Source organism: Celeribacter sp., assembly GCF_048259695.1.
In the GTDB taxonomy this organism is placed as follows: Bacteria; Pseudomonadota; Alphaproteobacteria; order Rhodobacterales; family Rhodobacteraceae; genus Celeribacter.
Genome location: NZ_JBLXHL010000003.1, coordinates 198,962 through 220,012 on the forward strand (window position 1 = coordinate 198,962; position 21,051 = coordinate 220,012).

A 21,051-nucleotide genomic window follows, 5' to 3' on the forward strand; every position below is an offset into this window, starting at 1 on the left:
GGCTCTCGTGGCGCATGGCCGCGCAAATGGCAAGATGCCGTGCGGTGTCTTTACATCGAAAAGGACGTGCCACAGCCGCATGAGGCCGTGGCATTCGGGTTTTCGATCACAAACCGCGCGCCGATGAGTTCCTCGCTAAAATCGATCACCGCGTTTTCCAGAAACGGCAAGGACACGGGGTCAACCACAACCACCGCGCCATCGCCCTCAAGGCGCAGATCGTCGCCCGCAGGCGCGTCCAGCGTGATCTCGTATTGGAACCCCGAACAGCCGCCGCCCTCGACCGCAACACGCAACGCTTTCTCCTCTCCCGAGGCCGCGTTGATTTCGGCGATGCGGGCAAAGGCGCGGGGCGTGACGGTGGGCGGAAGCGTAAGGGCCATAAAACGTCTCTTTTTCGTTGAAGTACGGTGATTTAAGTGCGGTTTTGCGCGGCATCTGTTTGTCGCGCCGTCTTGCATCCAATATAGTGGGGCAAAGGACCGCCGGCAAGGTGGCCAAACGGGACTGTGATGGCGGCCAACGGCGCGTCACTTCAAAGGGGAATTGCGCAGATGTTGAAATCCTATGCGAGCCAACCGTTCGAGACGCGCGGGCGGTTGTTCGATGAGAAACTATCAACCTTTCGCTCGCCCTTTCAACGCGACCGCGACCGGATTATCCACTCGTCGGCCTTTCGCAGGCTGAAACATAAAACCCAGGTGTTCGTCGAGCACGAGGGCGATTATTACCGCACCCGCCTGACCCATTCCATCGAGGTGGCACAGGTGGCGCGGACCATTGCGGGGGCTTTGGGCCTGAACGAAGGTCTGGCCGAGGCGATTGCACTGGCCCATGATCTGGGTCATTCGCCGTTCGGGCATACGGGCGAGGATGCGCTTGAGGAGCTGATGGCGCCCTATGGCGGGTTTGATCACAATGCGCAGGCTTTGCGCATCGTCACCAAACTGGAAAAACATTACGCCGATTTCGACGGGCTGAACCTGACGTGGGAGAGCCTTGAGGGGATTGCGAAACACAACGGGCCGATTACGGGCCCCTATGCCGACCCCAAACGCCATCCCGAGGGCGCGCCGTTGTCCTATGCGCTCAAAGAGGTCAATGACCAGTTCGATCTGGAATTGCACACCTTTGCCAGTGCCGAGGCGCAAGTGGCCGCGATTGCCGATGATGTCGCCTACAATCACCACGACCTGCATGACGGGTTGCGCGCGGGGCTGTTTGCGGCCGAGGATCTGATGGAATTGCCACTCACCGATCGCGCCTATGCGGACGTCGATGCGCTTTATCCCGCCTTGGAGCGGTCGCGCCGCGATCACGAGGCGCTGCGCCGCGTGTTCGGCTATATGGTGGAGGATGTGATTGCCATCGCCACCAACCGCCTTGACAGCGCGAAGCCCGAAACGGCACAGGATATTCGCGAAATGGACCGGACGATTATCCGGTTTTCCAAACCGTTTTTCCAAAACCTCAAAGTGATTAAATCGTTCCTGTTCAAAGAGATGTATCGCGCTCCGTCCGTGGTGGAAGAGCGCAAGCGCGTCACGGTTATGGTCAATGCGCTGTTCCCGTTGTTCATGTCCAAGCCCGCGCTTTTGCCCGCCGAGTGGGTCCATGAGGGCGCGGCGGCGACAAGCGATACCGAACTGGCGCGAATAGTGCTTGATTACGTTGCGGGGATGACAGACCGTTTCGCCATTCAGGAATATGAGCGCCTGTGCGGAACGCCACGCGAGGTTTAAACGTTTGGGACGGTACGGGATAACGAAAGGGACAATATGACTGCGCGCGAGATCGGAACAACCGGAGTGATGCTGACGCCATTGGGTTTTGGCACGTCCGGATTGGGCGATATGCCCGACACCTATGGCTATAGCGTCGATGCGGATCGTGCCGCCGCCACGGTGCGGGCGATTTTTGACGGGCCTGCACGGCTGATTGACACCTCGAACAACTACGGCGCGGGGCGATCCGAGGCGCGGGTTGGTGCGGTGATAAAGGCGGAAGGCCTACCGGAGGGGATGACGCTTTCCACCAAACTGGACCGCGATCCCGAAACCGGCCGGTTTGACGGTGAGCGCGCGTGGGCCTCGTTGGAGGAAAGCTGTGCGCGGCTCGGGCTGACTGAAATCCCGCTGTTGTTCTTGCACGACCCCGAACATGCCCGCGATCTGGCCGAGGTCGAAGGCGCATTGGATGCGTTGTTCGCGATGAAAGAGGCGGGACGTGCAAAGGCGGTGGGTTTGGCCATGGGGCGGCTCGATATTATGGAGCCGATGCTCAAATCGCGGGCGTTTGACGCGCTGATTTCCCATAACCGCTTTACGCTGTTGAACCGGTCGGCCTCCGCGATGTTCGATTATGCCGCAGAGGCGGGGATTGCCGTGATTAATGCTGCGCCTTTTGCGGGCGGGGTTCTGGCCAAAGGGGCCGACGAGATGCCGCGCGTCACCTATCAGGAGGCGACCGAGGAAACCCTCGCCCCTGTGCGCCGCATCGAAGCGCTTTGTGCGCGTCACGGCGTCGCTATGGGCGCAGTGGCCTTGCAATTTTCCATGCGTGATCCGCGTGTGAGCACCACCTTGCTCGGGGTGTCAAAACCCGAACGTGTGGCGCAGGCGCTCGGGTGGGCCGGGGCCGACATTCCCGCCGCGCTTTGGGAGGAACTGGCGGATTTCACCTATGAGACCGCCGACCCCGAAGCCAACCGCGATTACAAACCAGGCTGAACAGCCGCTCCAGGGATTGAACAAACATGGCAGTAGAAACTGTAACGGGCCTCGCACCTGTCGAAGCCTTTGCTCTCGTCGGGGTGCTCGGTGTGGGCGCGCAATGGGTGGCGTGGCGTCTGCGGATGCCCGCCATTGTGGTGATGCTCGCGGTCGGCCTGTTGGTCGGTCCGGTGTTTGGCCTGTTCAACCCGGCCCGCGACATCGGTGACATGGTACAGCCGCTGATTTCGATGGCCGTGGCGGTGATCCTGTTCGAGGGCGGACTGACGCTTGATCTGCACAAACTGGGGGACGCCCGCAAAGGTGTTATGCGGCTTGTGTTCATCGGCGCCCCATTGGGGTGGTTTTTGTCCTCCTGTGCGCTGCATTTCGGGGCGGGCCTCGGGTGGGAAGCCTCGACCGTGTTCGGTGGCATTCTGGTGGTGACGGGGCCCACGGTGATTGCGCCGTTGCTGCGCACCGCGAAACTGTCGCGCCGACCCGCTAACCTGTTGAACTGGGAGGCGATTGTGAACGACCCCGTGGGGGCTTTGGCGGCGGTTCTGGCGTTCGAATTCGTCCTCGTCGGACGTGAGGCCGAAAGCCTTGGCGGGGCGATTTCCGTACTGGCTTTGGGCATTGTCGTGGCGTTGATCGTCGGTCTGGTCGCCGGTGTCGGGATTGCGCGGGCGTTTCGCGGCGCATGGGTGCCGGAATATATGAAGGTGCCGGTGCTGTTCGTCACCATGCTCGCGGCCTTTGCGCTGCCCGATATGTTGCTGCACGAAAGCGGGCTGTTGGCCGTGACCGTCATGGGGCTGGTGATTGCCAACGCCGATCTGCCGTCCTTTGTCGAGCTGCGCCGGTTCAAGGAACACGCGACAATCCTGTTGGTGTCGGGGGTGTTTATCCTGCTCGCGGCCTCGCTTGATTTCGCCTCTCTGAACAGCCTGACATGGCGTGCGGGTCTGTTTGTGGCGCTTGTGATTTTGGTCGCACGTCCGCTGACCGTGTTGATTGCGTTGATGTTTTCGGGGCTGCCGACCAAGGAAAAGCTGCTGATCGCCTTTACGGGGCCGCGCGGTGTGGTTCTGGTCGCTGTGGCGGGTCTGTTCGGCGAACGCCTTGCGGCTGCGGGGGTCGAGGACGGTGCCGTGATCGGCCCGCTCGCCTTTATTCTGGTCATGGCCACGGTGGTGCTGCACGGGTTTACCCTTGCCCCGTTTGCACGGTTTCTGGGCTTGGCACAAAGCGGTACGCCGGGGGTGTTGCTCATCGGTGGGTCGCGGTTTACCACCGCTCTGGCTGAGGCGCTCAAAAAGGCCGATGTGCCGGTGTTGATCGCCGACCCCAACCACGCGCGGCTTGTCCGCCCCCGCGCCACGGGCATTCCGGTGTTTTACGGCGATGTGCTGTCGGAGGCCGCTGAACATTCGCTTGAAATCCTCAGCTATCAAACGGTCGTGGCCGCCACCGAAAACGACGCCTATAACACGCTTGTCGCCACCGACCTTGCGCCCGAATTCGGCCGTGACCAGACGTGGCAAATCGCGCGCCACCGTGGTGAACAGGCCCGTCACGCGCTCCCGACCCAACTGGGCGGGCGTCCGTTCGGCGCGGGCAAAACCTTTCGCGAGTTGGAAGACCTGCACATTGGCGGGTGGCGGATTTCGGCCACGGCGCTTACGGCGGAATTCACCTTTGAGGATTGGAAAGAGGGGCGCACCGGCGCGCATCTGTTGGGCTATATCTCGACCGACGGGGACGTTAAACGGGTGACGCCCGACGAGATCGAGGTGCTGTTCCCGAACCGCGCCGAGGCCCGCATTGACGATCTGCCCGAGGAGCAACGCGAAAGTGCGCGTGAGGCGCTCAAACGCCGCCTGACGGAGGCCCGCCGGAGTGCGGCGCGCGCCAAGATTTCCGAAGGCGTGCGCCTGATCGCGCTCGTGCCGCCGCGCAGCGAGGCCGAAGCCAGGGCCAACGCCGATCAGGCAACCGACAGCCCCAAGCCGCAGGGCAAGCTGCCGTAACGCCGCGGGGCAGGGTAGGGGGCGCGAACAGGGTGGCGAACAGGGCGGGCGAAACACGCGCCCGCCCATCCAATACCGTTGACGATTGCGCCTATCATGTTAAACCGCCCGAGAGACGTAAAAGAGAGATCACACGACATGAACCTATTCGCCGATATCCGCGCTTTGGTCACAAGCAGCCTTGATACACTGGTATCGGAGGGGGCGCTTCCCGAGGGTCTCGATTTTGCAAACGTGGCCGTCGAGCCGCCACGCGATCCGCTGCACGGTGACATGGCCACCAACGCCGCAATGGTTCTGGCCAAACCTGCCAAATCGAACCCGCGTGCGATTGCCGATGCACTGGCCGCCAAACTGGGCGCTGATCCGCGTATTGAAAGCGTCGATGTGGCAGGGCCGGGGTTCATCAACCTGCGTCTGGCGCCAAGCCTCTGGAGCGGTCTGGTCGAGGGCATTCTGGCCACGCCCGCCTATGGCACCTCCGACAAGGGGGCAGGTACAAAGGTCAACGTCGAATTTGTCTCCGCCAATCCCACGGGCCCGATGCATGTCGGCCACACCCGTGGCGCGGTGTTCGGGGATGCTTTGGCGGCGCTGTTGGATTACGCGGGCTACGATGTGACGCGCGAATATTACATTAATGACGGTGGCGCACAGGTCGATGTGCTCGCCCGTTCTGCCTACCTGCGCTACCTCGAGGCCTGGGGCAAAGAAGTCGAGTTTCCCGACGGCACATACCCCGGTGACTACCTCGTCCCCGTGGGCGAGGCGCTCAAGGCAAAATACGGCGACAGCCTTGTGGACAAGCCCGAAGAGGACTGGCTCGCCGAGATCCGTGTCTTTGCCACCGACGCGATGATGGATATGATCCGTGGTGATCTCAAGGCGCTCGGCGTCGAGATGGACCATTTCTATTCCGAAAAGTCGCTCTATGACACGGGCCTGATCGAGGCCGCGATTGGCGAGTTGAAAGACAAGGGTCTGATCTATCGCGGCACGCTCGAGCCGCCCAAAGGCCAGATGCCCGAGGATTGGGAGCCCCGCGAACAAACGCTGTTCCGCTCCACCGCGCATGGCGATGATGTCGACCGTCCGATCCAGAAATCCGATGGCGCATGGACCTATTTTGCGCCCGACATTGCCTATCACTATGACAAGGTCAAGCGCGGCTATGACGAGATCATCGACATTTTCGGCGCCGATCACGGTGGCTATGTCAAACGGATGAAGGCCGCCGTGTCGGCGCTTTCCGAGGGCAAAGTGGCCTGTGATATCAAGCTTGTTCAGCTCGTGAAACTGTTCAAAAACGGCGAGCCGCTCAAAATGTCCAAACGCTCTGGCACCTTTGTCACGCTGCGCGATGTGGTCGAACAGGTGGGCGCGGATGTGACCCGCTTTGTGATGCTGACGCGCAAGAACGACGCGCCGCTCGATTTCGATTTCGCCAAGGTGTTGGAGCAATCCAAAGACAACCCCGTGTTCTACGTCCAATACGCCCATGCGCGGGTCCGTTCGGTTCTGCGTAAAGCCGCCGAGCAGGGGATCACGCTGACCGATACGCCGAGCCTGACCGATCCCGCCGAATTGGCCGTGGCCAAGAAACTGGCCGATTGGCCGCGTCAGGTCGAGATTGCCGCGAAAAGCCATGAACCGCACCGCATCGCGTTCTACCTGTATGACCTCGCGTCCGATTTCCACGCGCTGTGGAACAAGGGCAACGACAACGAAAGCCTGCGGTTCCTGCAGGACGATGCTGCGGCCTCGGCGGCAAAAATCGCCCTGCCGCGTGCCGTCGCCGTTGTTATTTCGTCGGGTCTTGGTATTCTCGGTGTCACACCTGCCGAGGAGATGCGTTAACCGCGCAACTTCCGGCCACAGGTGAAGAAGGGTGGATGTGCATCCCCGTGTGACGGCTGACAGAGATCGGCCTCACGCATCACATCAAGAGCAGTTTGTAACCCGCTGATAACAAACAAGGCGGGACGGGTCGCAACGTCGATCCTATGAGGTAAAGAGGCGAATATGACGCAGGATTTTCAATCCCGACAGGGCGTGAATGCCCCTCAATTGGGTCGGCAACCGATGCAACCGAACCACGGTTATGCACAGCCACGGTTCGGGGCCGAACAGCCGCAACCGCGGGCGCAGGGCTATGGTCACGCCCCGCATGGGGCCCAACACGGCGCTTCGAGTGTGCATTCCGCGCAACAGTCGGCACCCTATGCCGCGCCGCACGCGGCCCCGTATGTTGCGCCGCACGCCTCCACACAACAGCCCGTCAATGACGCGCAATTCCATGCACAGTCCCACATGCAGGCGCCCCACGCCCACCATGGGTACGCGGCGCCGGATGCGGGTTATGACGATGGCTCGGTGCCTGAAATGCCGCGCCTTGGCCTGACGCAATGGGCAGGGGCGGCGGTGTCGCTTGTCCTCGTGCTGACCCTCGGGGTCTGGGGCTACAAACAGATGGTGCGCGACGTCTCGGGCGTGCCGGTTATTCGCGCGATGACGGAAAGTGCGCGCTCGGTTCCCGAAGATCCCGGTGGGCAACTGGCCATGCATCAGGGCTTGGCGGTCAATTCCGTCACCGCCGACGGATCCGCCGCCGCCCCCGCCGATCGTCTGACACTTGCGCCCAAACCGATTGCGCTGACCGATGAGGACCAGCCGATGGGCGAGATCGAGCCCGAGGCGACATTGGTGTCCTACACGCCCGAAACCAACGCCTATGCCACCTCTGTCGAAGAGGATTTGACCCGGATCGAGGTCGAGGCCGATCCGCTTGAACTGGATGCCGTCGAGGAGGTCGCCGCCCCGCTTGAGGATGCGGTTGGCGAAGCTTTGGCGGAGGCCGTCAACGTGGGGCCGGAGATCAATATTTCGCCCATGCCGCAACCGCGCCCCGTGCGTTTGGCCGCAGCACAGGCAACCGCACAGGCCGCGACACGGACCGATGCCGCCCCGAGCCTCGACGGGGTTGCGGGCGACATTCTGGCCGCGGTCGGTGCCTCCGGCGAAGTGGCCGCCGCGGACCTGAGTGCAGACGCCGCGATTGTGCAACTGGGTGCCTTTCCCAAGCGCGAAAGTGCCTTGATCGAATGGGATCGCCTGTCGGCCAAATTCGAGGACTTCATGGCGGGCAAACAGCGCGTGGTGGTCGAGGCCACATCGGGCGGCAAACCGTTCTACCGTCTGCGGGCTGTGGGATTTGAAAACACCGAAGACAGCAAGCGGTTCTGTGCCGCCCTGAACGCGATGAACACGGGCTGTGTGCCTGTCGCGCGCAACTAACACGCGCGGGGCAGATCCATGGGGCAGGGCGCGTATATTTTCGGCTGTGAGGGGCTGATCCTTGATAAACGCGAGGCGGCGTTTTTTCGCGAAAGCGATCCGTGGGGCTATATCCTGTTTGCGCGCAACGTCGATGCGCCCGAACAATTATACCGGTTGACCAATGAGTTACGCGAGGCCGTGGGCCGTGATGCGCCGATCCTGATCGATCAGGAGGGCGGACGGGTCCAACGGATGCGCGCGCCGACATGGCGTGACTTTCTCCCGCCGCTCGATCAGATCGAGGCCGCCTTGCGCCACGGTGACGAGGACGGTGCGGCGCGCTCCATGTGGCTGCGCGGTCGGCTGATTGCCGATGATCTGACCTCTGTTGGCATCGACGTGAACTGCGCCCCGACCTTGGACGTGGCCCGCGACGAGACCCACCCGTTCTTGCGCAACCGCTGCTATGGCTCCGACGCCGAAATTGTCGCCCTGATGGGCCGCGCGATGGCGGATGGTCTGGCCGGGGGCGGCGTGCAAAGCGTGATGAAACACATGCCCGGACATGGGCGCGGGACGGTGGACAGCCACCTTGGCCTGCCGCGCATCGAGGTTGACCTCGAAGAACTGGTGGATGATTTCGCCCCGTTCAAGGCGCTCAACGACCTGCCGATGGGCATGACCGCGCATATCGTTCTGGACGCGGTAGACCCCGAAACACCCGCCACGCAAAGTGGTGCGGTGATCGACCTCATTCGCACCCAGATCGGCTTTGACGGGCTGTTGATGACCGACGATATTTCGATGGAAGCCCTGAGCGGCACGGTGTTCGAGCGTGCCACACGGTCGCTTGGCGCGGGCTGTGATCTGGTGCTGCATTGCAATGGCGATCTGGCGCAGATGGACAGCCTGGCCAAACTCGGGGCCATGAATACCGCCGCACAGACCCGCGCAGACCGCGCCATTGCCGCGCGCAAAGAGGCCGTGGGCATTGACATCCGCGAGGCACAGGCCGAACTTGACGCCCTGAAAGCGTGAGCGCCCGTGCGCCGCGCCCACGGGGCCGGGGAGGAAACGTCACCGACATGGCGGACAGTGAACAGATCGAATTCGAGGACGGGTTTGCACGTGATCGTGACGGCGGCGACCCGCTCAGCGTCGAGGAACGTCTTGTCGCCGAGGCGCTCATCGTCGATGTCGATGGCTTCGAGGGGCCACTTGATCTGTTGTTGCAACTGTCGCGCACGCAAAAGGTCGATCTACGTCAGGTGTCGATCCTGCAACTGTCGCTGCAATACCTCGCTTTTGTCGAAAAGGCCTCTGCGCTGCGCATTGAACTGGCCGCCGATTATCTGGTGATGGCCGCATGGCTCGCCTTTCTCAAATCGCGTCTGCTCCTGCCGCCCGATCCGACGGATGACGGCCCCTCGGGCGAGGAACTCGCCGCCCACCTCGCGTTCCAGTTGGCCCGCCTTGAGGCGATGCGCAATGCGGCGGCGCGGCTCATGGCCCGCGATCAGAAGGGCCGCGATTTTTTCACCCGTGGCATCCCCGAGGCCGTCGAACGGGTGCGCAATGTCACCTATACCGCAACGCTTCTGGACCTGATGCAGGGCTACGCGCGGATCAGAACCAAGGACGAGTTCCGCCCCTTTGTCATGGACCGCGACAGTGTCTACACGATGGAGCAAGCGCTTGAGCGGCTGCGCGGATTGTTGGGGTTTGCGGGGGAATGGGCGGATCTGACGTCCTATTTGCCCGAAGGGTGGCAACTGGATCCCAAACGCCGCCGCTCCGCCACCGCCGCCTGTTTTGCCGCCTCGCTCGAGCTTGCAAAACTGGGTAAGGTGGAGTTGCGCCAAAGCGCCCTGTTTGCCCCGATCGAGATGAAGGCGAGAGATCCGCGATGACCAACAGTGATGATACCCCTGACGCCACCGGCATATCCGGGGAGGCCCGGACCGAGAGCCTGTTCGACGCCCCCCCTCTGGCCGAACAAGAGCGCATGGTCGAGGCGGTTCTATTTGCCTCCGCCGACCCTGTGACACTGGCCGATCTGACATCGCGTATGCCCCACGGCTGCAACGCCAAGGCCGCATTGGAGCTGTTACAGCGCCGCTACGAGGGACGCGGTGTGCGGGTGGTCAAAGTGGGCGAAGCATGGGCCCTGCGCACCGCCCCCGACCTCGGCTACCTGATGCAAAAGGAAACGGTCGAGACCCGCAAGTTGAGCCGGGCGGCGATCGAAACACTGGCGATCATCGCCTATCACCAACCCTGTACCCGCGCCGAGATCGAAGAGATCCGTGGCGTGTCGGTGTCACGCGGCACCATCGACCAACTGCTCGAAATGGAATGGATCCGGTTCGGGCGGCGGCGCATGTCACCGGGGCGGCCCGTGACCTATGTCGTAACCCCGGGTTTCCTCGATCACTTCGGTCTCGAGAGCGCGCGCGATTTGCCGGGTGTCAAGGAACTGCGGGCGGCGGGTCTGTTGGAAAGCCGCCCCGTGCCGGGAATGGGAGAGGGCGAGGAGGAGGACGAGGACGGGCAGGAGGATATGTTCGAGGACGAAAGTTGATCCCGTTTTCGCGCCTTTTGTGCCTCTCGCGCGGATGTGATCCCCGTGCCATGAAATCACCGCGTTTTCATGCTATATACGATGCGAACCATACGCGGCCCCGACAGCTTTGCGTTTAAAAGGAAGCCTGACATGAACCTCGATCGTCTGATAAATATGATCCTGCGCCGCGTGATGAACCGTGTTGTGAACAAGGGGATGAACGCAGGGATCAACGCCGTCTCCAAACGCCGCACAGGGGCGGGGGACGCCGGTCAGGACGGTGCGCCGCAGATGACCGCCGAGGCCAGACAAACGGCCCAACGCGCCAAAAAAGCGGCCCGCATGGCGCGGCGCATGGGACGGTTTTAAGGCACCGGGTCATCCCCTGTTTTTACGCTGAAACCGGCCGTTCCTCTCGCCGTCACATTTTCGAACCTCTTTAAACGGGGCTTTAACCATGTCGCATTAGACATTTGGCCAATGGCGCGGTCTTGCTCGTTTCCAAGACGGATGTGCGCGCTCGGCAAAATGGCGATGTGAATGTATAACAAGTTCGAAGATATCCTGCGATCGAGGTCGCTTGAAAACGTTGGCACCGTCGGCTTTCACCCCGCAATTACCGCGCTGAAAATCCATCGCGTTCTGGCGGTCATCACGCTTTTGATCGCGGCCTTTATGATCTGGACCCATCTGGACCACCGCACCAACCCGTTCCTTTATACCGAGGTGAACGGCACGCATACGATGACCGCAACGGCGTTGCTCGGGTTTTCAATTGCCTTGTTTCTGGGCGGTGTTTTTCACCGGCCCGCGCCCGTTCCAACTGCGCTTTATGCGCTTGTGTTGTTGCTGTGCGTGGCGCGATTGATGGAATTTGTCGTGTTTTTACATGAACCTGTCACGCATGCCTTTGATCTGGTATTTTCCAACAACGGGCTGACCCACGTGCGCATGGGGGGGAATACGGCGATCTCTCTGGCGCTGTTGAGCCTCGGGGCCTTGTTGCGCCGGTGGCACTCAAGCGTGGCATTCGTGGTTGTGATTTTCGGACTGATTTTGCCCAGTGTTGCGGCCTTGGGCTATTCGTATCGCCATGCCGACCTCTATGACATGATGAGCCCGTTCACGACCGCGATGCTGTTGATGGTCGGCACGTCCAAGCTTTTGGTATTCGTGCGTTCGCCGTTTTTGCGGCCCTTTATGACTACATCGCACTGGGCGGTGATTGCACGCCGCCAGGTTGCGTTCTTTGTCGTCGGTGTCTGGTCGATGGGCTATTTTATCGAGATATTTGCCCATGTTGGTGCGGTTGAAATTCTTGTCGGCGGAGTGATCTGGTTGTTTGTCGGGACATTTTTGCTTTCGGGACCGGTGTTCGAGCGCTCCGATCATGCGCGCCGCCAACTGGAACGCGAGGCGATGCGGGCGGCGACCATTGACCCGCTGACGGGCCTGTTGAACCGCCGCGCAGTTCAATCGATCCAAGTCCGATCCGATGCCGAGCGGCGCACCACGCCCGCACCCACATTCGGGGTGATCCTATGTGACATTGATCACTTTAAATCGGTCAATGATACGGCGGGCCATGAGGTCGGTGATGCGGTGTTATATGAGGTGGCGCAGTGTTTGCGCGGTCATGTCCGTTCCAGTGATCTGGTGGCCCGTTGGGGCGGGGAGGAATTTGTCATCATTCTCCCCAGCGCCGATGTCGCGGGGGCTATGATCGTGGCTGAAAAGCTCCGCAAAGCGGTGTCCTCAACGGTGGCATGGACGCATCGCGGTACAGCCAAACCGGTCACGCTTTCCTTTGGTGTGTCGTCCTATGACGAGACCGGTCCGTACAATCTTGAGGCTTCCATCTATGATGCCGACACGGCGCTTTATCTCGCGAAAACGGGCGGACGCAATCGGGTTGTTCAGGCCAAAGACCGCCCCGTTGTGGCCCCTCCGACCCAGCCGTTCGACCGACCGGCGCCGCTTTTGCATTGAGCGGACAACCGCCGCGCCGTCGGGGAGAATTGGCCTATTGCGCCTTGAAATGCTTTGACAATTTCAGGCCCTGACCTTGGTAATTGGATTTCAGGTCAGCGCCATACATGCGGTCGGGTTGTGTGTCCATCCGCTCATAGACCAACCGCCCGACGACCTGACCATGTTCCAACACGAACGGCGCCTCGTGACAGCGCACTTCCAGGACCCCACGCGACCCTTCGCCGCCGGCATTGGCATGGCCGAACCCCGGATCGAAAAAGCCCGCGTAATGCACACGAAACTCGCCGACCATGGCCAGATACGGTGCCATTTCGGCGGCGAAATCGGGCGGGATATGCACCGCCTCGCGGCTGACCAGAATGTAGAACGCACCCGGATCAAGGATGATGCGCCCCTCGCGCGTGTGGATCGGTTCCCAATATTCGGCGGGGTCATATGCGCCGATGCGGTCCAGATCGATCACGCCGGTATGTGGTTTGGCGCGGTAACCGACCAGATCTCCGGTGGCAGGGATCAAATCAACCGAAAATCCGAGGCCTTGATCAATCACCGCAGGCCCGTCGACAAGCGGGCTCTCGGCGTGCAGGGCGCTCAATTCGGCATCGCTTAAAACGGCCTGTCCACGGCGGAACCGGATCTGGTTCAGCCGCATTCCGGGGCGGACCAGAACGGAAAAGGATCGCGGACAGATTTCGGCATAAAGCGGTCCGGTGTAACCGGATGCGATGCGGTCGAATTCGGTGCCGCCATCGGTGATGGTGCGCGTCAAAAGATCGAGCCGCCCCGTGGAGCTTTTGGCATTTGCCACCGCCTGTACATCATCGCCCAGATCGAGGGATTCCATCAAAGGCACGACATAGACGCAGCCCTTTTCGAGCACCGCACCATCGGTGAGGTCAATCTGATGCATTTCGAACTCGGCGAGCCGTTCCGACACGGTGCGATGCTCGCCCGTCAGGAACGAGGCCCGTACCCGCCATGCGCGGGTGCCCAAGCGCAGATCAAGCGACGCAGGTTGTACCTGTGCGTCGATTACCGGAACCGTGGCACGAATTGCACCCGTTTCAATCATCTCGCGGATCGCGCTATCAGCCAGAACACCCATCATCCGTCCCCTATTGCGGTTTTACCCCGCTTAACGCAAAACCGCCCGCAAGCAAAGGCTTACGAGCGGTTTTGAGGGTATAATGGTCGGGCTAGCAGGACTCGAACCTGCGACCTTCCGTCCCCCAGACGGACGCGCTACCAGGCTGCGCTATAGCCCGAACTGGGCCTTTCATAAGGATTTTGGCGACAGGGGCAAGCGTGAAATGCCCAAATAATCGACCAAGGCCAAGATTTCTCGCTGCGGTCTTAGCCTGCGGGATCAAGGCGTGCGCGCAAGGCTTCGGCGCGGCTCAAAAATGCGGCCAATGTGGTGGGGTCTACAGCGTTCAGGGCGGATTTTGACCGCAGCACGGCGCCGCTCGTCATGCCCGTGCCGTCGGCGGGATCGTCGGGCAAATCGGGGGCGACAATGCGGGGCAGGGTGTGCGCCAGTGGCGGGGGGGCGTCCTGAAATTCCGTGTCGGCCTGATCCGTTTCACCCGCGGTTTCAGGCGCGTCGTCAGGCGCGTCCGAAAGGTCCGGAACGTTCGGGGGAAAGGACGCGGTGGTTTGAGCGCTGTCCTCCATGACCGGAGTGCCGGCCTCGGTGGTGGCGTCGTGAGGTGCCAATGCGCCCATCGCGTCTTCGATCGATGGTTCGGGGCCGGATGTGGAGGCCACAAGCCCCTCGGGGCGGTCGGTGTGATAGGGATCCGCCTTTTCCAACACAGCCGAAATTGCCGACAGTGGTTCGCGCACCGGTGCGGCGTCATGTGGCGCATCGATGTCGGGCGCATCGGTGTTTGCGTCCGGCGCAGGTGTCGGATTGGGCGCGACAGGGGCCGTATCCGCCTCAGGCTCGTCCGGTGTCCAGTCCGATGTGGCCTCCGTGACGGCATCCGCATCAAGGGTGGCGAAATCCGGGGCGGTGTCAGCATCATCCGAACGGAGCTCGACGGGAGGGAGCGGCGGCGTTTCGAAATCGAACAGGCTTGGCTGACCGGCCGGCGTATCCGTTACGGTTGGTTCCGGCCTGTCGCGGTGTGCGGCCTCAATGTCGGGCGTGTTCGGGACAAAGGTCGAAGTGTCATCAAGGCCATGAGGGGCACCCCCCCGTGGCTCATCGTGGAGCCCCCCCACAGGTGGGGCAAGCGGTGCGGCTGTATCGTCATGACCTGTGTGGGTGGGATGGTCGGGCGTCGTTCCGGCGACAAAGGTCACGTCATCTGTTTCAACAGATAGCGCACCCGTCTCCTCCAAGGGCGGCGCAACCGGTGCGGCGACTGGCGGGGATAGCGGCTCGGCGCGGACCTCGGTGCGGGCAAAGGGCAGAACTTTGGGCGCGTCGTCGGTGGCGCTATCGGGTGCTTGTGGCACATCGAGCGCCATAGGCGCGGGGGGAACGGCTCCGGATTCGGATTCGGGGGCGGTCGGTGCCTCCGGTTCGTAGCCTTCGACCTCGGGCGACATTTGGGCGACGTGTTTGACGCCCTGTTCGCGCAGCAGCTTTTGCACCCCGCGAATGGTCATTCCGTCATCATGCAACAGCTGTTTGATCCCGCCAAGCAGGGCCATATCGGCAGGACGGTAATACCGCCGCCCACCGGCCCGTTTGATCGGTTTGATCTGTGTAAAACGGCTCTCCCAGAACCGCAACACATGGGCGGGCGTGTCAAGCCAATCGGCGACTTCGCTGATCGTACGAAAAGCGTCGGGCGACTTTTGCATGAGAATTCCGAGCCTTAGCGCTTGTTGCCTGCGGCGACGCGATCTTTCATCAGATGCGAGGGGCGAAAGGTCAAAACGCGGCGTGCCGGAATCGGAGCCTCGTCGCCGGTTTTCGGATTGCGGCCAACACGGGCGGATTTTTCCCGCACCGAGAATGTCCCGAAGGACGAAATTTTGACCGACTGACCTTTGACCAGGGCATCGGACATGTGTTGTAGGACGCTTTCGACCAGTTGCGCCGATTCATTGCGGCTCAGGCCGACCTCACGAAACACAGCTTCGCTAAGATCCATACGTGTCAATGTTTTGCTCATAACTCTCCCCCGAGGTTGTTTTCCCGACACTGGCAGGTCGCGAAGCGTCCGTCAATATCAATGACTTGGACCGCGCAGTTCAGGCCGTTTTTTGCGAAAGTGGTGATTTTGCGGGCGGCGGGGCGCTTACCAACGCAGCACAACCGCACCCCACGCGAGGCCGCCACCGATGGCTTCGGCCACACATATGTCACCCTGCTTGATCTGGCCGCGGGCCTTGCCCACCGACATGGCGAGCGGGATCGAGGCGGCGGAGGTATTGCCGTGGTCCTGAACCGTGACGACGACCTTATCCATCGACAGGCCAAGCTTTTTGGCCGTGCCTTCGATAATGCGGATGTTCGCCTGATGTGGCACCACCCAATCGACCGCCTCGGGGGCAATGCCCGCACGCTCAAGGGCGGTTTCGGCGGTGGCGGCGAGTTTTTGCACCGCTTGACGGAACAGCGCGTTGCCCTGCATCCGCAACTTTCCCGATGTGCCGGTGGTCGACACGCCACCGTCGACATAAAGCATCTCTTTGTAGGTGCCGTCGGAATTGAGGTCGGTCGACAGAATGCCGCGATCGGCGGCGGTGCCTGTGCCCTCTTGGGCCTCAAGGACCAACGCGCCCGCGCCATCGCCAAACAGCACGCAGGTGGCGCGATCGTCCCAATCCATGATGCGCGAAAAGGTTTCCGCGCCGATCACCAGAATGCGCTTGGCCTGACCCGAAACGATTTGGGCGTTGGCGTTGGACAGCGCGAAAATAAAGCCTGCACAGACTGCCTGAACATCAAATCCGAATCCTTGGCGCATTCCCAGTTCGTTCTGGATCATGGTGGCCACGGAGGGGAAGGTGAGGTCGGGGGTCGAAGTGGCGACAATCACCGCGTCGATGTCGGCCGCGGTCAGCCCCGCATCGGCCAGAGCGGCCTTGGCCGCATGGGCGCCCATCATCGATGTGGTTTCACCCTCGGCGGCGAAATGGCGGCGCTCGATGCCGCTGCGGGTGCGAATCCATTCGTCTGTGGTGTCCAGAGTGGCTTCGAACTCGGCGTTTTCCACAACGCGCTCCGGTAGATAGTGGCCAACGCCTTTTACAACTGCCCGAACGGTCATGGTGCGCAACTCTCGTTTTGTTTTTTATCGTTAATCGTCAGTTTGCGTCGATGCGGCGGCAGATGCAACCCGCGCGGCAAGGCGGTCGGTAAACCCGCTCGCGGCCAGTTCATAGGCCAGTTTGATTGCGGCGGAGACGCCGGTGGCATCGGCGGACCCGTGGGATTTCACCACAGCCCCTTTGAGGCCGAGAAACACACCGCCGTTGACGCGGCGCGGATCGATTCGTTTTTGCAACCGGCGCAGCGAAGTCAGCGCGAGCAGGGCGGCAATGCGCGACAATGGCGTGGCCTTGAACGCGTTTTTTAGCGAGTCGCCGACGAATTTGGCGGTGCCTTCGCCCGTTTTGAGCGCCACGTTGCCGGTGAACCCGTCCGTGACGATCACATCGACTTTATCGGATGGAATATCGCCGCCCTCGACGAATCCCACATATTCGTAGGATCCGATTTCGGCGGCTTTTTCGATCATCTCATGCGCGACCTTAAGCTCGGCGCGGCCTTTGTGTTCTTCGGTGCCGACGTTCAACAGGCCAACGCGCGGACGCGCAAGGCCAAGACCGTTGCGGGCGTAAGAGGCGCCCATCATGGCGTATTGCAACAGGTCTTGTTGATCGGCACGAATATCGGCGCCGACATCAAGCATGACGTTGAACCCGCCCGCGTTGCGCGAGGGCCAAAGACAGGCGATGGCGGGGCGGTTGACGCCCTCAAGCTTGCGCAGACGGATCATCGAAGTGGCCATAAGCGCGCCGGTGTTGCCACACGAGACAACGGCCTGTGCCTCGCCGTCCCGCACGGCATCAATGGCGGAGCGCATGGAGGTATCAGTGCGGCGCATGGCTTGTGACGGTTTTTCGCTCATCGTTACAACCCCTTGGGTGCCGCGAATCTCGACGCGGCCCTTGAGGTTCTTGCGTTTGTTGACGAGCTTGGTCAGGTCGGCCTCATCGCCGTGAACGATAAAGTTCAGGGCGGGGTTTTTGGCCGCAGAACGTGAAATACCGGCGACAATTGCCGCCGGTCCACGATCCCCTCCCATCGCATCGATGGAGAGGGTCACTTTTGTCCCGTTGCGAACGCCCAAACGCCCTGAAACATCGACATCGCCCGCCAAAGGGGCGGTGGATGGAGAGGCCTGTTGCGCTGTGGGCTGATCGCTCATCGGGTCGGCACCAAAAGGTGCTTATGCTGCGTCGTCGTCGAGATCGATCTCGTCGGCTTGTGCAATCACTTCGCGGTCAGCGTAGGTGCCACAGGCGCCACACACGTGGTGGGGACGCTTGAGCTCGCCGCACGACGGACATTCGGTGGGGTTACTTGCAACCAGTGCATCATGCGAACGGCGCATGCCGCGACGGGAACCAGTAATCTTACTTTTGGGGACAGCCATGTCACAACCTCGGTAGATGGGGGCGATTGCCCCGATTTGCGGACCAATCGGCCCCTATTAGCGGGTCATAAAGACCCAGTTTGCGGGCCGGATGGCCCAGTGTTTTCGAACCAGACGGCCCAGTGTTTTCGAACCAGTTGGCCCGGTGTTTTCGAACCAGACGGTCCTGTTTGCGATTTTTGCGGGCGCTGCGCAGTGGCTGCGCCGCAAGCAAAAAACGTTCACGTAAACGAGGCCGGGAACATACTCGGAATCGTGTATGTTGCAACCCCTATGTTTGCGCGACTTTCTGAGGCCCTTCTAGTTGCCTTTTTCAAGCTTGTCACGCAGTGCTTTCAGTCCCGCAAAGGGTTTTACATCATCGTCCGTAAGCGCCTCTTTGCCGCCTTCGGTGAACTGTGTGCGTTCCAGTTCGGCATCTTTTGCACGCGGATAAGGGGGCAGGGCCAACAGCAAGGCCTCATGCGCCACATCCGACAGGATCAACGCGGCGGGCAGGGCCTCGCTTGAGTCGTCCTCGGGCATTTCGATTTCTGTCTCGCCATCTTCGGTCAGTTCCGCGTCCAGTTCTTTGAAATTGGCGAGGTAGTTCCGCTCCACAGGTTCGTCGATCCGCGTCACAACGGGTTGCAGTGTCGCCACGCACGGCTGTGTGACGGTTGCGCCGATTTCCCCCACGAGCCGCCAGTCGGATTGCCCCAACGGGCGCAGTTCGCCGCTAAAGCGCACCTTTCGAATGGCCTCGATTCCAAGGTCATCGGCCAGGGCCTGCAATTGCCCGGCGGCAGGCTCGATATTGAATTTATGCGTCCGTGATGCACTCAAATCGCTCAAGCGCAAGGATGCGCCCCATTCGGTCAAGCCAGTTTTGGACATGTGAACCCTCCTTGATCGTCTCGCTGTGTTTCTATAAGCCGAATATGAGGCGCGTTCGCGCATTACAAGAGCGAAGAGGCACGAGGGCATATGTATAAGCGTCCAGATCACATTTCCATGACACGTATGATCCGCGCATGCGTTGCGGTTGCGGCGATTGCCGTGTTGAGCGCCTGTGTGGCTCAAACCCGCAACCACGGCTATGTGCCGTCGGATAACGAGCTTGGTCAAATTACCGTTGGCACCGACACGATGCAAACCGTGAGCACCGTGGTGGGGCGCCCGAGTGCCGAAGGCCTGTTGGACGCCACGGGGTGGTATTATGTCCGCTCGCAGTTTGAAACGCTCGGGGCATTCGCACCCAAGGAGATCGACCGCCAAGTGGTCGCCATCTCGTTTGACGGCAATGGCGTGGTCAGCAATATCGAGCGCTTCGGCCTTGAGGACGGGCGCGTTGTGGCGCTGTCGCGTCGCGTGACGACGTCCAACACCCGTGGCGTTACGTTCCTGCAGCAGCTGTTCGGCAACCTGGGTCGCATCGACACGAGCGCATTGCTACAATAACGCATGACAGAGCGATTGCGCCGCCTGTGACGGCGCAATTCGCCTATGCTCGCGCGGCCTACGATTTGGCGGCGTTCTCACTCGGGTGAAAGCGCAGCGAAACACCGTTGATGCAATAGCGTTGGCCCGTGGGCTGTGGCCCGTCATCGAACACATGGCCCAGATGGGCGCCGCAATCGTCGCAATGCACCTCGGTGCGCACCATCCCGTGAGAGGTGTCGCGGGTCTCGCCAATCGGCGCGTCGCTTTTGGGCGCATAGAACGCGGGCCACCCGCAGTGGCTTTCGTATTTCGTCTCTTGGGTAAACAGCGCCGCACCACAACACGCACAGGTAAATGTCCCGGCCTCTTTGGGAAAGCCCGCATGTGAATAGGCCCGTTCGGTGCCGTGCTCGCGGGTGACGCGGTAGGTTTCCGCATCCAGATCCGCGCGCCATTGGTCGTCGGTTTTGGTGACTTTTGTCATGCTTGCATCCCTTTTGTGTGTTCTGTGGTAAGATATGGCACAGCCCCAAAGAGACAAGGCCCCAGAGGCGGGGGGTGGCCCCTGTCACATCAACGTGACACTTGCGTGCGACGGTGCGGGCGCACATATTGCGACCAACCAACAAAGGGCGAGGGCGGCCATGTTTGCAGCCATGATGAGCGGGCTAACGGGGCGAAAGGGCCGCTATGACGTGCGTTTTGCGGCCACGCCTGCGGATGTCGAGGCGGCACAACGCCTGCGCTATCTCGCCTTTGTCGCACGACGCGGGCCGGGCGCGGTTGACCCGAAACCGGACGCAAGTGGCCTTGACGGGGACGATTTCGACGCGCTGTGCCGTCATGTCCTGATCGAGGACCGCAAATCGGGGCAGCTTGTCTGCACCTTTCGCATTCAGGACTTTCACGGCGGCGCAGAGGTCTCGCGCAGCTATTCGGCGCAATACTACGGGCTTGAGGCCTTGGAAACCTACACAGGGCGTATGTTGGAGATGGGGCGGTTTTGCGTCCATCCCGAATGGCACGACGGCGATATTTTACGCGTGGCATGGGGCGCGATGACGGCCTACGTCGATGAAAACGGCGTCGAGTTGCTGTTCGGCTGTTCCAGTTTCGATGGCACCGACTGGTTGGCCCATGCCGATGCTCTGGCCATGCTCAAACACCGCCACATCGGTCCCCAACACTGGCTGCCACGGGTCAAAGCACCCAATGTGTTCAAATTCGCCGCCCGCTTGCGCCGCAAGCCCGATGCCAAACGTGCCGCCCTTGCGATGCCGCCCTTGCTCAAAACCTACCTGATGATGGGCGGGTGGGTGTCCGATCACGCCGTGGTCGATCCACACCTTGGCACCATGCATGTGTTCACAGGCGTGGAAATCGCGTTGATCCCGCCCGCCCGCAAAAAGCTGTTGCGCGCCGTCGCATTGTAA

21 protein-coding genes and 1 tRNA gene are annotated in these 21,051 nt (G+C 61.3%); 12 read left to right on the forward strand and 10 right to left on the reverse strand.

The features are described 5' to 3' along the window. Positions 1 to 50: 50 nt before the first annotated feature. The gene (locus tag ACN0Q0_RS06805; protein WP_417242631.1) at positions 51 to 383 is read right to left on the reverse strand and encodes a HesB/IscA family protein; all 333 of its coding nucleotides are present in this window, start codon (positions 381 to 383) and stop codon (positions 51 to 53) included. A 171-nt stretch (positions 384 to 554) separates the two neighbouring features. On the opposite strand from ACN0Q0_RS06805, the gene ACN0Q0_RS06810 reads away from it, so the two are divergent. The 10 genes from ACN0Q0_RS06810 (at position 555) to ACN0Q0_RS06855 (ending at position 12,572) form a co-directional block, all read left to right on the forward strand. Further along, complete coding sequence (locus ACN0Q0_RS06810; protein ID WP_417242632.1) at positions 555 to 1,742, forward strand: deoxyguanosinetriphosphate triphosphohydrolase; 1,188 nt, start codon at positions 555 to 557, stop codon at positions 1,740 to 1,742. Positions 1,743 to 1,778: 36 nt separating this feature from the next. Continuing rightward, complete coding sequence (locus tag ACN0Q0_RS06815) at positions 1,779 to 2,729, forward strand: aldo/keto reductase (protein ID WP_417242633.1); 951 nt, start codon at positions 1,779 to 1,781, stop codon at positions 2,727 to 2,729. 26 nt (positions 2,730 to 2,755) lie between these two features. Then, positions 2,756 to 4,744 carry a cation:proton antiporter gene (locus ACN0Q0_RS06820; RefSeq protein WP_417242634.1) on the forward strand — a complete coding sequence of 663 codons (1,989 nt, stop codon included), beginning with the start codon at positions 2,756 to 2,758 and terminating at the stop codon, positions 4,742 to 4,744. A gap of 138 nt (positions 4,745 to 4,882) precedes the next feature. Continuing rightward, complete coding sequence (gene argS / locus ACN0Q0_RS06825; RefSeq protein ID WP_417242635.1) at positions 4,883 to 6,601, forward strand: arginine--tRNA ligase; 1,719 nt, start codon at positions 4,883 to 4,885, stop codon at positions 6,599 to 6,601. Between the two features lie 165 nt (positions 6,602 to 6,766). Continuing rightward, the gene (locus ACN0Q0_RS06830; RefSeq protein ID WP_417242636.1) at positions 6,767 to 8,038 is read left to right on the forward strand and encodes an SPOR domain-containing protein; all 1,272 of its coding nucleotides are present in this window, start codon (positions 6,767 to 6,769) and stop codon (positions 8,036 to 8,038) included. Positions 8,039 to 8,056: 18 nt separating this feature from the next. Beyond that, a complete protein-coding gene (locus tag ACN0Q0_RS06835; RefSeq protein WP_417242637.1) occupies positions 8,057 to 9,058 on the forward strand; it encodes a glycoside hydrolase family 3 N-terminal domain-containing protein in 1,002 nt (333 codons plus the stop codon). A gap of 47 nt (positions 9,059 to 9,105) precedes the next feature. Continuing rightward, positions 9,106 to 9,930, forward strand: a complete 825-nt coding sequence (locus ACN0Q0_RS06840) for a segregation and condensation protein A (RefSeq protein WP_417242638.1) — start codon at positions 9,106 to 9,108, stop codon at positions 9,928 to 9,930. Next, positions 9,927 to 10,601, forward strand: a complete 675-nt coding sequence (gene scpB / locus ACN0Q0_RS06845; protein WP_417242639.1) for an SMC-Scp complex subunit ScpB — start codon at positions 9,927 to 9,929, stop codon at positions 10,599 to 10,601. Before ACN0Q0_RS06840 ends, scpB begins: the two co-directional genes overlap by 4 nt. Before the next feature lie 132 nt (positions 10,602 to 10,733). Continuing rightward, positions 10,734 to 10,952, forward strand: coding sequence for a hypothetical protein (locus ACN0Q0_RS06850; protein ID WP_417242640.1), 219 nt, complete (start codon positions 10,734 to 10,736; stop codon positions 10,950 to 10,952). A gap of 171 nt (positions 10,953 to 11,123) precedes the next feature. Beyond that, positions 11,124 to 12,572: a GGDEF domain-containing protein gene (locus ACN0Q0_RS06855; RefSeq protein ID WP_417242641.1), complete on the forward strand. Its 1,449-nt coding sequence runs from the start codon at positions 11,124 to 11,126 to the stop codon at positions 12,570 to 12,572. A gap of 34 nt (positions 12,573 to 12,606) precedes the next feature. Here ACN0Q0_RS06855 and ACN0Q0_RS06860 read toward each other — a convergent pair whose 3' ends face one another. From ACN0Q0_RS06860 to ACN0Q0_RS06895, 8 genes are all read right to left on the reverse strand, one after another. Then, on the reverse strand, positions 12,607 to 13,683 hold the full coding sequence (locus ACN0Q0_RS06860; protein WP_417242642.1) for a 2'-deoxycytidine 5'-triphosphate deaminase: 1,077 nt from the start codon (positions 13,681 to 13,683) through the stop codon (positions 12,607 to 12,609). A gap of 80 nt (positions 13,684 to 13,763) precedes the next feature. Next, positions 13,764 to 13,840: transfer RNA gene (locus tag ACN0Q0_RS06865), tRNA-Pro, on the reverse strand. Positions 13,841 to 13,928: 88 nt separating this feature from the next. Next, on the reverse strand, positions 13,929 to 15,389 hold the full coding sequence (locus ACN0Q0_RS06870) for a MerR family transcriptional regulator (RefSeq protein WP_417242643.1): 1,461 nt from the start codon (positions 15,387 to 15,389) through the stop codon (positions 13,929 to 13,931). Between the two features lie 14 nt (positions 15,390 to 15,403). After that, entirely contained in the window at positions 15,404 to 15,703 is a 300-nt protein-coding gene (gene ihfA / locus ACN0Q0_RS06875; protein ID WP_417242644.1) for an integration host factor subunit alpha, read from the reverse strand. Between the two features lie 126 nt (positions 15,704 to 15,829). Further along, positions 15,830 to 16,804 (reverse strand): beta-ketoacyl-ACP synthase III, encoded by a 975-nt coding sequence (locus tag ACN0Q0_RS06880; protein ID WP_417242645.1) that lies wholly within the window; start codon positions 16,802 to 16,804, stop codon positions 15,830 to 15,832. Between the two features lie 30 nt (positions 16,805 to 16,834). Further along, complete coding sequence (gene plsX / locus ACN0Q0_RS06885; protein WP_417242646.1) at positions 16,835 to 17,968, reverse strand: phosphate acyltransferase PlsX; 1,134 nt, start codon at positions 17,966 to 17,968, stop codon at positions 16,835 to 16,837. 21 nt (positions 17,969 to 17,989) lie between these two features. After that, on the reverse strand, positions 17,990 to 18,196 hold the full coding sequence (gene rpmF / locus ACN0Q0_RS06890; RefSeq protein ID WP_074906205.1) for a 50S ribosomal protein L32: 207 nt from the start codon (positions 18,194 to 18,196) through the stop codon (positions 17,990 to 17,992). 300 nt (positions 18,197 to 18,496) lie between these two features. Continuing rightward, positions 18,497 to 19,072 (reverse strand): YceD family protein, encoded by a 576-nt coding sequence (locus ACN0Q0_RS06895; RefSeq protein ID WP_417242647.1) that lies wholly within the window; start codon positions 19,070 to 19,072, stop codon positions 18,497 to 18,499. A gap of 117 nt (positions 19,073 to 19,189) precedes the next feature. On the opposite strand from ACN0Q0_RS06895, the gene ACN0Q0_RS06900 reads away from it, so the two are divergent. Continuing rightward, entirely contained in the window at positions 19,190 to 19,636 is a 447-nt protein-coding gene (locus ACN0Q0_RS06900) for an outer membrane protein assembly factor BamE (protein WP_417242648.1), read from the forward strand. 58 nt (positions 19,637 to 19,694) lie between these two features. On the opposite strand, the gene msrB is transcribed toward ACN0Q0_RS06900, so the two are convergent. Next, the gene (gene msrB, locus ACN0Q0_RS06905; protein ID WP_417242649.1) at positions 19,695 to 20,102 is read right to left on the reverse strand and encodes a peptide-methionine (R)-S-oxide reductase MsrB; all 408 of its coding nucleotides are present in this window, start codon (positions 20,100 to 20,102) and stop codon (positions 19,695 to 19,697) included. Between the two features lie 160 nt (positions 20,103 to 20,262). Between msrB and ACN0Q0_RS06910 the strand changes: the two genes are divergently transcribed. After that, positions 20,263 to 21,051 carry a GNAT family N-acetyltransferase gene (locus ACN0Q0_RS06910; RefSeq protein WP_417242650.1) on the forward strand — a complete coding sequence of 263 codons (789 nt, stop codon included), beginning with the start codon at positions 20,263 to 20,265 and terminating at the stop codon, positions 21,049 to 21,051.